We start from the raw sequence: 14,853 nt of genomic DNA on the forward strand, positions 1-14,853 counted from the left end.
TATGAAGAAAACTAAAAAGAAAATAGATTATAAAAAAGAACGTGTAGTTCTCTCTGATATACTTCCATATGAAGTGCCTCCAATGTTTTCTAATAGACATTTTTATCATTTTTTAGTTGAGAATAAAATTAATATAAAAAATAATGAATTACAGTTTAAGAAAGATTCTTCAAAGACACTCGAAAGATTAATACGATTAGTTTTTGGTATTAATTGGCAAACACCCTTGTGTTTAACAGATGATTATGATTTTTTCAAATTAAAAGATACAGTTACAATTCCTTTCAAATTTAGAATAACACACAAAGATAAAGACTTTAGAGAGCTTACTTTAATTCATCCAATTAATCAGTTAAAAATACTAACTTTCTATGATGAGTATAAATATCTTATTCTTTATTATAGTAATGTAAGTAGGTTTTCATTAAGAAAGCCATACAAGGTTGCCTCATTAAAATATTTTAAAGATTCAACAAATAAAAAGAATAAAAGTCAAGACTCTGATTTCGAAATAATTGAAACAGTTGGTAAGGAATATGATAGTTTAAAAACTTTTTTTTCGTATAAAGATTATAGTAATATATATAAATTTTATGAGTCGTATGATTTTCATAGAGCAGAGAAGAGATTTGATCATCTCTTAAAATTTGATATTTCAAGATGTTTTGATAGTATATATTCACACACATTGCCTTGGGCATTATCTAATAAAAAGATTGTCAAAGATAATTTAGGAACAAATGCTAATTCTTTCGGAGGTTTGTTTGATGTCATAATGCAGAAAATGAATTATAATGAAACAAATGGAATTGTTATTGGACCAGAGTTTTCAAGGATATTTGCGGAACTTATCTTGCAAAGGATAGATAAAAATGTAGAAGAAGAATTATTTTTAAAGAAATTCATTTTTAAAAAGGATTATGAAATCTACAGATATGTAGATGATTTCTTTGTTTTTTTTAATGATGAAAAAATTAAAAATGAAGTTCAGAGCCTTTATAAGTTAAAGCTTAAAGAGTATAATTTATTTTTTAATGAAAGTAAAACAGAAATTTATTGTAAGCCTATAATTACTAAGATATCAATTGCTAAAGAAAAAATAAGAATTTTAATTGAAAACAGTACAATTTTTAATGTTACTAACAATGAGATAGAATCTGGAGTGAGGTATCATTCTGCAAAAGATATAATAACTAATTATAAATTGATTTTGTCTGAAACCTCTACTTCATATAAAGATTTGCAAAATTATTTTTTGGCAGTAATTTTTAATAAGTTAAAGAAAAAAACAGAAAAAAATCAAAAAGATTTCAGTCATTTTTATAATAAATTGCTTCAAGAAAAATTAATTAAGGATAGAATTCCATTTTTAAACTCAAATTATGAGATTAATAAATTAGAAGAACATCTGTTGACTTTAAAGGGAGAAATTCATGAAGATGTTACTGAATTAGTTTCAGCTAAAAGAAACTTGTATAAAAATATTACTGAGATAATTGAGTTAATGTTTTTTGTATATTCAGTTTTACCTAGAGTGACTTACTCAATTAAGGTATGCCATATTTTATTCATAATTATTGATTTCATAAAAAACCAAGAAAAGACAAAATTAAAGTTTCAAATTAAAACTGGGATAAGCGAGTATGATGACTTATTGAGTTATGATTTTGATAAGAAGCATGTAATATTTAAAATGATTTTTGATGGAATATTAGGAGTACTAAAAAAAGATAAAGCTTCTGAATACGTTGAAATAGAAACATTATATTTGTTGCCAATAATAAATCAATTGGGGAAGCATTATTTCCTAGAAGAAGATGTTTTAAACAAACATTTTGATGTCAATGATTCAAAATCTGATTTAACATATTTTACGATTATTTCGATATTAAATCATATTGAAAGAGATAGAAAATATAATAATCTTAGAGAGATGCTAAGAAATATCGTTGAAAAAAAATTAGATAATTTTGAGCAAAAGAAAACTGAAGATGTATTGTTAGTAATTGATTTATTGTCTTGTCCATATGTTGATGAAACAGATGAAAAAGTAAAAATTTTTAGACTTAAAATTTTAAATAAAATAAAATTTTTTAATTCAAACGAAACTCCTGTTGAGCAGGAACAAGTTCTAAATAATATTATACAATTCCGTGATAGTTGGTTTACCAAGTGGATAGATAAAGATTTTGGAAAGGAACTAAATACAAAAAGAGGACATATGGTCTATTAAAAAATAGGGGGCAATTTCTAATTTATTAGAGACTCTAAAACCGCCATTTACTAGTTGAGGAATTAGCACACACAAGCCCCAAAATCTTATTTAAGGTTTTATGGACAGAGGTAGAGACTCTGTCTTTTTTTTATAATATAATTCATAGTTTTTATACCAGTCACAAATAATGTTATTGCTGTATTGCAAAAATTATCCTATTCCTTCTGAAATAACTTTCTCTGAAAATATATAGTAATAATTAGTTAGTTCATCTTGTAATGTCTTTAATGCATTAGAATCAATTTCAGCATTATTATAATCTTGTAAAACATACAAAGTATCGGTCATTAATTTGTTGTGTTCTATGTAATCTCCTATTTTGACCAATAAACCTATGTCATAAAGAATTCTATTTTCAAAGAATACTTTTACTGAATTATTATATTCTTCAAAAATGTTTATTCCTACTGTGTCTAGAACAGATAAATTTTCTTTTATGCTGCTTAGTTGATTCTTAAAATAATTAATATTAAAAATATCTCCCATAACAGCTTCATAGTCTTTTATTAAATCTAATTTTTCATTCCAAAATTCAAGACCATAATATTCTATTATTGAACTTGATATGTTATTTGAAAAATTAAAATATTTATAAAAATCCTCATTAATATCTTGGTCTAAATGTGTCAAGTTAATTTCTATAGCCTTTCTATTAATAGGAAATCCATTTAACAACGGTATAAAAATTACATGTTGAACATTTATTTCGATAAAAGTCTTTTTTATACTGAAGTAATTAGTTGTATGTAAAACACTCTTTACAAATTCTCTTGCTATAATTAAAGAAACTAAATAGCAATCCCCAGGAACCTCAGAGGTAATTACAAGATTCTTTTCTAGAGATTGGTTTAACTCAATGTTAAAAGATAACCCATATCTTTTTAAGATTTTTTTTCTTTCTATGAGAAAGCGTTGGGTCAAATTATTTTTTTCATTAATTAATAATTTATCTGAATCTTTAAATACGTTATGACCAATTTTAGTTTTTTGATTGTAAAATTTATTCCAACAATAAAATAAAGCTTGTATGTTTTTTATTTCAGTCTCTATTAGTTCTTTGTATTCAGTTGAAACATCATCATACTTAGAAAAGAATCTTTCATACTCTTCCCTAAACCAGATATTATATTTAAAAGCTTCTTTAATATTATAAAAAGCAATATTAGGATTGTACTCTGTTTGTTCTATTGTAGTTCGATTTGTGTATATTTTTAATATATTTTGACCTATTTGACGCAGGAAATTTTCAATACTATTAAAATATTTCTTTTTATAATCTTTGTATTCAGAATATCTATCCAAAAAAGAATCTTTTTCTATATTTTGTTTATATCCCCATTTATTATACGTTTCAGTACTTGGAACTCTAATCTCACCTAAATTATATATTTTAGACTCAATAATTCCAATAGGAGTAACAAATTCTTTATAATTATTTGTTTTGAAATATTCAGAAAAAGATTTTATTAAAATACCTGTTAGTTCTATATATAATACCCGCCTTTCTGTGACTTCTTTTATATAATTTGTCCAAACCAAATTTGTATTATTTGTATTAAATAAGTTAATCATTAATGAATTTATATTTGCTAAGAAGGGAATAGGCAAATATTTTCTATTGATATTTTTTTCACTTGGATTATGCAGTAATTCAATCCCAAAGTAATTAGTTATTGCTATTGCGCTAGTAGAATATTGCTCTTTATTCGGATATATATATCTCATCAGCTGAACAATTTTAACCGAAGTTTCATTAAGAAAATTTGTTTCTTTTTGAAAGTCTTTTTTATCAATATTCAAACTATTGTAGAAGTATTTTGAGTCCATATTTAGACTATTGAAGAAATATTTAGAATCGATATTTTTTTCTGAATCTTCTAGAAAAACTATATTATATTTTATTCTTAGCAATTCAACAGCCTTGGTTTTTAGTGTTTCTAAAAAATTAGAATTATTATTTATTTTTAATTGTAACGCGTAAATAAAAAGACACAACTCTTCTTCTAAATTATTATCATTTTCTACTAAAAGCAAAATTTCCTTTTCATTATAATTTATGTGGACAAGTTCATTTAAATAGTTTTTCCAAAAGAGAAATTCTCCTAAAGATTTTAACTCATTTTTAGTATTAGTGGTTTGAGTTATTTCAGATCTATTTTTAAGCCAAGAATGAGAGTATTCGAATACATCTTCTTTCTTTGTAAATTTCTTTATGTATTTCTAAAATAATTTGACTTTTTTCTTCTGAAAATAAATGTTTAAAAAGATCATAAATGTTTCCATCAATTACATCTGTAAAATTTATAGGAAGTCCTATTAACCATCCATCTCCCAAAACTTCTTTCAATTTATTGAAAGCATTAAAATTTTTTTCAAAAGTAAAATCATATGTTCCTTTCCAAATAAGGGCATTAAGAACATTATTATATCCTGTCCAAGTTTTAAAATCTATGGTTTCAAGTGTTTTTAAACAAGTTTTGACATTATAGCCATTGTCAAATGAACTCAATAAAAAACTGTGTAAATCTTCTTCATTTAATAGTGCTATTGAATTACTTATATAATCATTAATATCAATGTACTCATCTTCATCAAATAGAATCTCACATAGTATTTTGGATCTAATTGGGTGTAGGCCTAGTAAATATTCTTTGTTATCTGAATACTGCAACAGATATTCTTTTTGTAAATCTTGGATATATTTAATAGGCTCTTTAATTTTTAAATATTGAACAATCCTTTTAAAGCTGATTGTAGAATTGAAAGAATCGGATAAACAAACATATCTTAGAATTTCTAATTCGTCTGTTTTCTTCTCTAAAACTTTATTTCGGATGTTTTGAATTTGCTCTTTTAACCTACTTTTTAAGGTATCTCCTTGATTTATTAAATAAATATATTCTAGTAATAGACCTTTCTCTCCAAATCTATTCCATGATTCCTCAAAATCAGTGAATTTTAAATCAGTTTTATATTGAGATAAGTTTTCATAAATTATTTTAGCTTCCGATTTATCAAAAGTTAGCTCAATATCTTTAAAATTGTAGTACTGCTCCAAGTTATTAGCTCTATTCCAATCTTCTTCTCGAATAGTAATTAAAAATTTTAAATTTAATTTTCCATATAATTCTTTTATGACCTCATTCCAGTTTGTGTTTTGTGGCTTAATATCAATATACAAAGTAATTGGAAACTTTAATCCTTTTGAAAGTGCTTCTAAACTATTAATCGTATCATATGTCTCTTTTAAATTTTCAGATATTTTTAATTCATATACGGTATTTTCATTAGTATAATCTTTTAAATATCTATATGCCAAAGTACTTTTGCCTTGTCCTGATGCTCCATGAATAAAGACAATGTTATTATCAATGAATGCATTAGTGATTAGTTTTAACTTATTTTCCCTAACTATGTCTAGGTTGTATAATATGTGCTCAAATTTGGCTGAAACGCCATAGTAAAAGTTCGATTTATAGGTTTCCAAATCATCATATTCTACTGATTTAGTACTTAACGGTACTATTGTACTATTATATGAAGTATTAAAAGTTGTTTGTTCTCCGATAAATTTCCCTATCCTTTGGAGGTTTATTATTAATTCTTTTGCTCGAATAGATTTACTTTTTTCACCGAGAGTATATAACCAGTAAATTAGTAATTCTAATGCAACTTTAGGATCAGAAAAGAGGCTTGTTTTTTTTAGTAAATCTAAAACCTCAGTAGTTAAAGTGCCTTCATCTACAGTTTCAAATGTAAAATTTTCAATTATTTTTTTTACAGAATTATCTTTAAAACCTTTATTGCTAAGTTTTTTTGATAGAATTTTTTTGTCTTTTAATTCATTGCTTATTTCTCCATAGGAAACAAGTTTTAATATGGTATTGTTGTCTTTTAAAATAGCTTTCTCTGCTCTTTTAAAGAATGAAGTTTCTTTAGAGAATAAATCACTAAAAACTAATTGACCGGTTTTGTTTTTTATTTGTACAATTTCAATATAGTTGCCTTCTTCAGAAAGAATATCTAAATCTTCAAATTTTCCTTCAGGTTGATATATAAAACCATTTTCATATTCATTTAGTATTCTCTTTAAAGAATATAAGAATTGTGTTCTGTAACCTTTTAAAGCTGAAATAGCACTCATAAATAATTTTTTATAAAAATAATCAAAAACACCCTGTAAAATGCAGGGTGTTTTTTCTCAACTCAAAAACCAATGGAAGTTAGAGCTACCATTTAGTGTTTTTAGCAAGCTATTTGAAAAGGCAAAGGCATTTACATTCCTATCCAGGAACGTGTCAATATAGCTTGATTTATTAGCCTGAGTAAAGAGATTATATACATTCCAAAGGTTTATGTCACCTTGTTCATTTCTGCTAAAACTAGCATCTTCATAATAGTCTCTAGCAATTGTATTAATTTGACCATCATTAAAAGATAGTGCAGGAATACCCAATTTCTCTTTTTTAGGTAGATGTTGATACAATCTAGTTCTACCCAATAATTGAGCAAACTGATGCTCTGTTAAAGAATGTTCAGAAAGTTGCCTCATTTGGCTTAGTTGTTTCTCTGCATTATAATTCTGTAGCACTTCTAGAATCTTGCTCTGTAATTCCTGATAAGAACTAACACGCATTTCTTCTACAAATCCATCACTAGTAACTGCCAGATTACAACAGACTTTAACTTGGAAACCAATAAAAAACTTGAATTTTTCAAAAGATTTCTTGTTGTATAAATTTTCTAGATTATAAGATCTTACTCCACCAATGGTCAAAGCTATTTCATTACCATTGATGGAATCTACAATGCTAGGAATCCTAATTATGAAAGCCATTCTTTCAAAGTATTGGGTTCTCTCGTGGTCTAACAAATCCCTAGCATTTTTATGAATTGCATCTGGAATTCTGCCTTTAATCTCGTGAGAAACTCTTATCTCAGGTTTGTCAAATGCATGATGAGGAAATACTCTGCTAGCACAATCTTGTACAATTTCTATAAATTCCTGATGAGCTATCGTTCTTTCATTGTCTTTAGAGAATACAGGTATTACGCAATCGTTCTTCAAATGGGCAAGATTAATTTCACTTGTATTTGCCTCAATAAAAGGTTTAGGAACAAATAGAGGCTTTGGATTAATACTGCTTTCTATTTCTATATAATTACTTGTGCTTTGCTGATAAACAGGTTTTAACTGTAGCTCAGGCTCAATTTCAAGGATATGTGCTTCCATTGATGCTAGATTTTATTGGGTTTAATAATGTTTCTTTTACACTGATTGTTTCTTTTTGAAGTTTAAAATCATATTCTAATTCTTTTTGCCAACTGTTATATTGATTGTAGAGCTTTCTCAGTTCTTCAACAGTTTTAGTGCTTTTAATCTTTTCTCTAGCCTCTTGTAAATTGGTTCCACTATTACACCATTCTAGAATTTTCTTTCCAGTAAATGTGTTAATGATGAATTCGGGTTTACCCATGAACATTCCTGTTCTGTCTTTAGAGGATACAGCAAAATGCTTTATATCTACATCAAATACTACTGTGAATTCATAATCTAAACCATCTCTTTGCACAGCTTTTAATCCTACTTTTTCTGGGATGTACTTACCATCTTTTTGATTTAGAACATAGTCTTGTTTAGTTCTCATAGTAGCAATAATATGAACATCTGCTTGCATCATTTTATCAGTAAAAGCTTTGTGCATTGGAGTGATTTTGCCCCAATTTGTAAAAGAGTTCCCTGCTAGATTAGAATGATAGTCAAGTAAATAATCCCAGCAATGACTTATACTGTCTAGAATGATTACTTCCATACCTGCGTTGACGCACACATCAATAGCTTTAATGTAGTTCTCGGGTGTAAATGGAGGTGCTAATGTTAATACATTATATTGTCCTAAATGCGAGTACAAATCTGCACTTCCATTTTCTGAATCTATAATGGCTACTTTAGAGAAGTCTCCATTAGTTAAACCTTGTGCTAGGAGTAAACTTGAATATGTTTTACCTGAGCCTGCTGAACCTTGAAGAGCTAATTTGATTTTAGCTTTCTTCCTTTCTGAATGTCTTAATTGCATAAATAAAAATGTTTAAAATGATTAATATTGAGATGAGATATAAATAAAAAAAGCCAAATTGAAGATTTGGCTATTAGCTTTAAAGTGTTCTGAAATGGTGTAAAGTGTTGAATGCCAATTTTAAAATCCTTATCTTTGTGGAAATAAAAGCTAAGTCCTTAGCAGGCTTCCTCCTCCAAGTTCGTGCGTTGTTAAATCCAAGATTTTAATGTGGGGAAAGATTTAAAAAGAAACCCTTGTTGTTAATTTTTTTGAAAAAGTTATTTCTAGGTATATTATTGTGGCTAGGAATAATTAATATAGGTTTCTAGAAAAATAGGTATCTTGGGTTAAGCAATGTTATTTGTTCAGACCTAGCGATGTGAGTTGTGGAGTATGCTTATTATAAGATATCCCTAGAAAAAGATTTATTCTAGGATTATAAAGTTGTAATTTAAAGAGAAATTCCTTCCAGTTTTGTTTTCTTATCTATATAAGAGGAATACAAGACTGGAAGGAATTTTAGTTTTAAGTTTTTATGAATAGACTATTTGCCCTTCTATTATGCTCATAGTTTGGAAGTTGTTTTCTGGAATTGTAAAATCATTACAATTGACTAGATTTATTACTAAACTTGAGTCGGGTAAATCTAATACTTTTAAAATCTCGGTTACATTAGTATTAGTTTGACTATTATTAATTCTCCTAGCTTTAGTGATAAAGAAATCTTCTTTTAAGTAATTATAAAATGCTAAAGCTTTCTTTCCCTGTGTTTGATTTTGACTTCTTTCAAAGCTGTATCTAAAATCAAAAAAATCATTTTTTATGCAATAATCAGATTCTATTAAAATAGATATCATATCATTGAATTTTGATTCTTCAATTGGGTGAATGAAATCTTCTGAAGGTTTGTTTGGGATATAGTTTATTGTTTTTCTCGCAATAATTATTGACTGAATTGAGTTAATTACTTTTTGTCTAAAATAGTTTAGTGTTTTGTATGCTATTACTAATTCTTTTGTAGCTTGAGAAAATTCAGATGAAGTTTCATCTATTCTTAAGGAATGGGCAATACAGCTATTAAAGTGTTTTCCCCTACTATATATTGAATCAATAAAAAAATCTCTAATATCAATTCTATTATTGAAAATGGAGTTGTTAGGATACAGTTTTTTTTGTATAAATGCTAAAATTTGAGTTTCCAATATTTTTGAAGAATTTTGACTTATTACTGTGTGTCTTTCTTCTGAACTAGTTTTAAAAAGTACTGTGTGGTTTGAAAATATTTCGTCTAAAAATGTGTGATACATGTACTTATCTGTTGTGCTTTGGAATAGATATACAAATTTATCATCAAAATAGTTTTCAAAGAATTTTTCTAGTTGCCATTGTATTTTGCCTTCCGTAAAATATACTGGTGGTTTAGTATTAATATATGCAAGGTTACAGTTTATGAATTGATTTGTAAAAGCACAATAGGTAATGTAAGAAGATAAGTCTCCACCAAAGAATTTAAATTTGTTGGCTAAATAATCTTCTCCCTCATCTAATTTGAATAATTTATATTCAGGAAAATCTAATCTTACTTTGTTATCCCTATTTGTTTCTCTTATGTATCCAAAAGTATCTTGTATGTTGGCTTTTAGGATATTTAGGTAGAAATTCTCTAATAGAGCATTTTGCGAGTTTAAAGGAATATATTTAACTTTTGATTTTTTACTGTCTTTTTTGTCTTTCTTTTGAACTAAATTATAACTAGTTATAAAAGCTTCTTTTTTTGTAGAATCATCAAAAGGTAGGGTATCATATTCAAATTCATCAGGCTTTGGAAGGATAATATGGATTTCTCCTTTTGCTCTTTTTCTAGCTAGTGCCTGAACTATAGAATTTGTTCCTCCTGAGAAAATTCCATAATAGTTTTTAAACTCATTTTTTGTTCCGTTTGGAGGAAATATTATTACAAAAGCGTGGTCTTCTTTTTCTATACTAACTCCTGTTTTGAAATTAGTACCTACATTAATTTTGTCTTTTCTGTATCTACTTTTTGGAATTCCTCTTTCAGTCCTTTGATTGTCTGTTAAATCTGATACGCATTTATTGATGTTTGATCCATACTTCTTAAACAATAGTTCCCCAACACCACTAGTTTTATTGATGCAGATTTCTTCCGCTAATTTTTTTGAATAACAAAGTATATCTATATTTAATCCTCGATCAATTATGTCTTCAACTAATCCAATTAGACTGCCTAATGTATTAGAGTATGTTCTTGCATGGTCATAATGTAGATGTAAAGAGCTTTGTTTTTCTAAAAATCTAGTTCTCGCGCATTCTATTATTTGTATTTTGTTATCTGTTAATTCCGCTAAGTATTCTATAACAACTTTTGAAGCTTCACAATATGTTGCACTTAAGATGATATTTTTGTGTATGATGTTTTTCCATTTCCATAAACTAAATACATACTTTTCTTTGAAGTTATGGTATGCATCATGTATTTCATCATAGATGAATACAGCTTTTATGTCATTCCTTTGACAATGGCTTATTAGGCTATTTAGATAAATTCGTTTTTTTTCAGAATTAACAAAAGCATCTTCACCTGGATTACCTAATAGAGTATTTACTGTAATAATTTGAATTTTTCTTCCTATTGGATTAATGTCAGTTGTTTCTCCAATGAAATTGTATTTGTAGATTTGAGAATCTGGTATGTCAGTTTTGTCTAAAATCTCTTGATAGTATTGTTCTACTAGACTTACAAATGGGGATGCTACAAATATTAAATAATCTTGTTCGTCTTCATAAAATCTTTTAATAGTTTGAATAATTGCATATGATTTACCATTGCCTACTCCTGCATTTACTACAACAGTATTTTTATGTGCTAGTGATATTTGAGCTTGCAAAGCTTCATTAATAAAACCGTTTTCATTAGGTTCAATAATAATTTTTTCTCTGCTATTCTCTACATCAAAATGAGGAAAATCATCTGGATTAATTTCTTTAAACTCTATAGGGAAATTTTGAAAATGTATGTTTAGTAATTCCATAAAATAAATTTAACTGCATTGTAAAAATAGACAACACAGTTAAATATTAAGTTATTTCATGCTCAATTTTAAATTTAATTTAGAAATATGTTCACTTATTTTACTTTGAACTACTTTGGCATAATGTGCTTGTGTTACACTCATCTTTGAATGCCCTAACAATTCAGAAACAATTTCCATAGGTACATCATTGTATAAGAGTATTGTAGTAGCAAAAGTTTTTCTCCCGATATGATGAGTCAGGTTCTTTTCAAAACCTAATATTTCCGCAATTTCTTTGAGGTAGGAATTGAATTTTTGATTAGTAATGATTGGTAATAATTTATTTTGGCTAGAAATATTGGATTTATACTTGTCCAATATCTCCTTTGCTTTAGGTAATAGGGGTATTTTAAATTGCTTTTTAGTTTTTTGTCTATACATATCAATCCAAAGTTTATTGTCAAATCCTTTTACTATGTTCTTTTTAGTTAAACTTGACATTTCATTATAGGCTAAGCCTGTGTAGCAACAAAAAATGAACATATCACATACTTGTTGTAATCTAGTTTGTGTGAATTTATGATTTTCAAGTTCCTGAAGTTCCTTTGGAGTAAGGAAAACAACTTGATTCTCAACTTTTTTTGGTCTGTGAAGTAAAAAAGGATCTGTAATTATAAATCCTTCTGAAAGAGCTAATTTAATTATTTTCCTTAGCCTCTGTATGCTTTTATTAATTGTGATTTGTTTGTGTTTCCTTTCTGACTTTAGATACATTTCAAACTCATGTAGAAACTTTAAATTGAGGTCTATTAAGTTGATGTCTTTTTTCTTGTATTTAAATTTTAGAAAATCCTCAGTGTGTTTTTTAGCTTCAATGAATTTAGAATGAGTGCTTTTGGAATATTCAATACCAATAAGTTTTTTCATGGAATCATTATGCATTTCAAAAACCTCAATTAATTTCTTTTCAACTTTAATGTTCTCTCCTTTGTATTGGAGGTAAATATCATCTGCATCAAATGTGTTTTTTTGAACTTTTAGAAATAAAAAAGCCTGATTAATTTCTTGTTTAATCAGGCTTAGTTGTGTGTTAATATAGCTATTAGGATCATTAGGAGGATTTGCTATTTGCAATGTGTTTTCCCAATTATCTGGATTTATAAATAATCCTGTGGAGAATATCTTCCTTATTCCATTAAATGTAATTCTACATCTTATAGGGGCTTCTCCTTTTGAATTTATTCTTGTCTTGTTAATCAAGAATAAGACTTTCAGTATGTTAGGGTTCATAATGACTTGTTTTTTTAATGTGTACCTAGATTTTTTTTAATGTGTACCTTGATGTGTACCTTAATATGTGTCTATTAGCTTGATTTAATGTTTTAAAATAATTGTATGAAGTGGGTAATTAAAAATTGTGTACCTAAGAAAATAAAAAATGTGTACCTATAGATGTACCTAAAATTTCAAAATAATAGTAGAAATTTTGAAAAATAAAAATCGGGAAGTATTGTAAACCCTTGATTTTACTTCATAAAAAAAGCTCCAGATTTCTCTGAAGCTTTTCTAGTAGCGGGAACAGGACTCGAACCTGTGACCTTCGGGTTATGAGCCCGACGAGCTGCCTACTGCTCTATCCCGCGATGTGCGTTTTTGTAATCTCAATAAAGGCTACCTTAGTAGCGGGAACAGGACTCGAACCTGTGACCTTCGGGTTATGAGCCCGACGAGCTGCCTACTGCTCTATCCCGCGATGTTTCGGGTGCAAAGATACGTCGAATTTAGAGAAAAACAAGAAAAACTTTAAAAAATGTTTTTTTCTTGCATTGACTTGATATAACTACCTTTGCACAATAAATTTTATTCAAATGTCACATAAAGCAGGTTTTGTAAACATCATCGGGAATCCAAACGTTGGTAAATCAACGCTAATGAACGCCTTCGTTGGTGAAAGATTATCAATTATTACGTCTAAAGCACAAACAACTCGTCATAGAATCCTTGGAATTGTAAATGGAGAAGATTTTCAATTAATATTATCGGATACTCCAGGAATTATCAAACCAGCTTATGAAATGCAGGAATCAATGATGAACTTTGTGAAATCAGCGTTTGAAGATGCTGACGTTTTAATTTATATGGTCGAAATAGGAGAGCAGGAGTTGAAAGACGAAGCTTTTTTTAATAAAATAATCCATTCTAAAATTCCAGTTTTGTTGTTGCTGAATAAAATTGACAATTCCAATCAAGAACAATTAGAACAACAAGTAGCTTTTTGGACTGAAAAAGTTCCAAATGCTGAAATCTATCCAATATCAGCTTTACAGAATTTTAATGTTCCAGAAGTGTTTCAAAGGATTATTTCGTTGTTGCCAGAATCACCAGCGTATTACCCTAAAGATCAATTAACGGACAAACCGGAACGCTTCTTCGTCAACGAAACGATTCGTGAAAAAATATTATTGAATTACAGCAAAGAAATTCCATATGCAGTAGAAATTGTAACCGAAGAATTTTTGGAAGATGACAATATCATCCGAATCCGTTCTTTGATTATGGTAGAACGCGATACTCAAAAAGGAATTATCATCGGTCACAAAGGAGCAGCTTTGAAAAAAGTCGGAATGGATGCTCGTGTGGATTTAGAGAAATTCTTTGGTAAACAAATTCACATTGAATTGTATGTAAAAGTTAATAAAAACTGGAGAAGCAACGCTAATCAATTGAAGCGTTTTGGGTATAATCAGTAGTTAATTACTAGGCAGTTTGCAGTTTTAGTGTTCAGTAAATTGCATTACTTTTAGTCGATATAAAAATATTTTAATCAGCATTGGAATTTATTCTGATGCTTTTTTTTTACGGGTTGTGATATTTTTAATTAAGATTCGATAATTTCCAAAAAAACTTTTTCGATATCGTTCATTTGTTTTTCGCCATTGCTTCGGATTTGTTTGGCGATTACGTAGAGCAAAAACCAAGCGAAAACCATTAAGAGCATTACTAAGAAGTCATCTGCAGTATTTTTTTTCAGAACGTAGTCGGAGTAGGCAATTCCACAAAAAATAATGAAAGTTCCTGCTATCATAAAATGCAGAAACATGAAAAAAGTCCACAAATTAGGATCAGGACCAAACAATCCCCGAATGTGAGTTTGATTTTCACCTTTGGATTCCATTTCTAAGTGAAGATGAGGTGACCAATATCTTTTTTTGACACCTTTAATGTTAATCCAAATATGGTATTCTTTTATTTTTAAAATGAAATCAGGAGATTTTGTGGTGGTAAAATGAATGAATTTTTGTCGTAGCGAATCTATATTTTGATCCACATCTTTGTAGAATCGCAATCGCAAACGAATCTCATTATTGGTATCCATAATTTTCGAAATGAATGGTTTAAGTTAGTTGGTTGTGGCGAATATACCAAAAAAATTGATATTCATGGTTTTATACACTACCTTTGCGGGCCGAAACTGGGAAGCAGTCTT

General features: G+C 28.1%; 9 protein-coding genes and 2 tRNA genes. 2 read left to right on the forward strand and 9 right to left on the reverse strand.

Annotation, left to right across the window (positions count from 1 at the left end; genetic code table 11):
• Nucleotide 1: 1 nt before the first annotated feature.
• Nucleotides 2–2,233, forward strand: coding sequence for an antiviral reverse transcriptase Drt3b (gene drt3b, locus VLC96_RS13145; RefSeq protein WP_325263594.1), 2,232 nt, complete (start codon nucleotides 2–4; stop codon nucleotides 2,231–2,233).
• 192 nt (nucleotides 2,234–2,425) lie between these two features.
• Here the strand turns inward: drt3b and VLC96_RS13150 are convergent, their stop codons facing one another.
• The 8 genes from VLC96_RS13150 to VLC96_RS13185 all read right to left on the reverse strand — a co-directional run bounded on the left by VLC96_RS13150 (nucleotide 2,426) and on the right by VLC96_RS13185 (nucleotide 13,119).
• Entirely contained in the window at nucleotides 2,426–4,309 is a 1,884-nt protein-coding gene (locus VLC96_RS13150) for a hypothetical protein (RefSeq protein ID WP_325263595.1), read from the reverse strand.
• 124 nt (nucleotides 4,310–4,433) lie between these two features.
• Nucleotides 4,434–6,419, reverse strand: a complete 1,986-nt coding sequence (locus tag VLC96_RS13155; protein ID WP_325263597.1) for a hypothetical protein — start codon at nucleotides 6,417–6,419, stop codon at nucleotides 4,434–4,436.
• A 57-nt stretch (nucleotides 6,420–6,476) separates the two neighbouring features.
• Entirely contained in the window at nucleotides 6,477–7,508 is a 1,032-nt protein-coding gene (locus tag VLC96_RS13160) for a DUF3871 family protein (protein ID WP_325263599.1), read from the reverse strand.
• Nucleotides 7,489–8,352 carry an AAA family ATPase gene (locus VLC96_RS13165; protein WP_325263600.1) on the reverse strand — a complete coding sequence of 288 codons (864 nt, stop codon included), beginning with the start codon at nucleotides 8,350–8,352 and terminating at the stop codon, nucleotides 7,489–7,491. Before VLC96_RS13165 ends, VLC96_RS13160 begins: the two co-directional genes overlap by 20 nt.
• Before the next feature lie 515 nt (nucleotides 8,353–8,867).
• On the reverse strand, nucleotides 8,868–11,384 hold the full coding sequence (locus VLC96_RS13170; protein ID WP_325263602.1) for a DEAD/DEAH box helicase: 2,517 nt from the start codon (nucleotides 11,382–11,384) through the stop codon (nucleotides 8,868–8,870).
• A 51-nt stretch (nucleotides 11,385–11,435) separates the two neighbouring features.
• On the reverse strand, nucleotides 11,436–12,656 hold the full coding sequence (locus tag VLC96_RS13175) for a site-specific integrase (protein ID WP_325263604.1): 1,221 nt from the start codon (nucleotides 12,654–12,656) through the stop codon (nucleotides 11,436–11,438).
• Nucleotides 12,657–12,936: 280 nt separating this feature from the next.
• Nucleotides 12,937–13,009, reverse strand: a tRNA-Met gene (locus VLC96_RS13180).
• Nucleotides 13,010–13,046: 37 nt separating this feature from the next.
• Nucleotides 13,047–13,119, reverse strand: a tRNA-Met gene (locus VLC96_RS13185).
• Nucleotides 13,120–13,234: 115 nt separating this feature from the next.
• Between VLC96_RS13185 and era the strand changes: the two genes are divergently transcribed.
• Nucleotides 13,235–14,116, forward strand: coding sequence for a GTPase Era (gene era, locus VLC96_RS13190; RefSeq protein ID WP_325263605.1), 882 nt, complete (start codon nucleotides 13,235–13,237; stop codon nucleotides 14,114–14,116).
• 128 nt (nucleotides 14,117–14,244) lie between these two features.
• Here era and VLC96_RS13195 read toward each other — a convergent pair whose 3' ends face one another.
• Nucleotides 14,245–14,742, reverse strand: a complete 498-nt coding sequence (locus tag VLC96_RS13195; RefSeq protein WP_325263607.1) for a GTP-binding protein — start codon at nucleotides 14,740–14,742, stop codon at nucleotides 14,245–14,247.
• Between the last annotated feature and the right edge of the window lie 111 nt (nucleotides 14,743–14,853).

This window comes from Flavobacterium sp., from assembly GCF_035456085.1.
GTDB lineage: Bacteria > Bacteroidota > Bacteroidia > Flavobacteriales > Flavobacteriaceae > Flavobacterium.

What these genes read in the sequence shown, in the direction of transcription:
- drt3b (WP_325263594.1), top strand. Translation starts at nt 2, where the DNA reads ATGAAGAAAACTAAAAAGAAAATAGATTATAAAAAAGAACGTGTAGTT.
- VLC96_RS13155 (WP_325263597.1), bottom strand. Translation starts at nt 6,419, where the DNA reads ATGAGTGCTATTTCAGCTTTAAAAGGTTACAGAACACAATTCTTATAT.
- VLC96_RS13160 (WP_325263599.1), bottom strand. Translation starts at nt 7,508, where the DNA reads ATGGAAGCACATATCCTTGAAATTGAGCCTGAGCTACAGTTAAAACCT.
- VLC96_RS13165 (WP_325263600.1), bottom strand. Translation starts at nt 8,352, where the DNA reads ATGCAATTAAGACATTCAGAAAGGAAGAAAGCTAAAATCAAATTAGCT.
- VLC96_RS13170 (WP_325263602.1), bottom strand. Translation starts at nt 11,384, where the DNA reads ATGGAATTACTAAACATACATTTTCAAAATTTCCCTATAGAGTTTAAA.
- VLC96_RS13175 (WP_325263604.1), bottom strand. Translation starts at nt 12,656, where the DNA reads ATGAACCCTAACATACTGAAAGTCTTATTCTTGATTAACAAGACAAGA.
- era (WP_325263605.1), top strand. Translation starts at nt 13,235, where the DNA reads ATGTCACATAAAGCAGGTTTTGTAAACATCATCGGGAATCCAAACGTT.
- VLC96_RS13195 (WP_325263607.1), bottom strand. Translation starts at nt 14,742, where the DNA reads ATGGATACCAATAATGAGATTCGTTTGCGATTGCGATTCTACAAAGAT.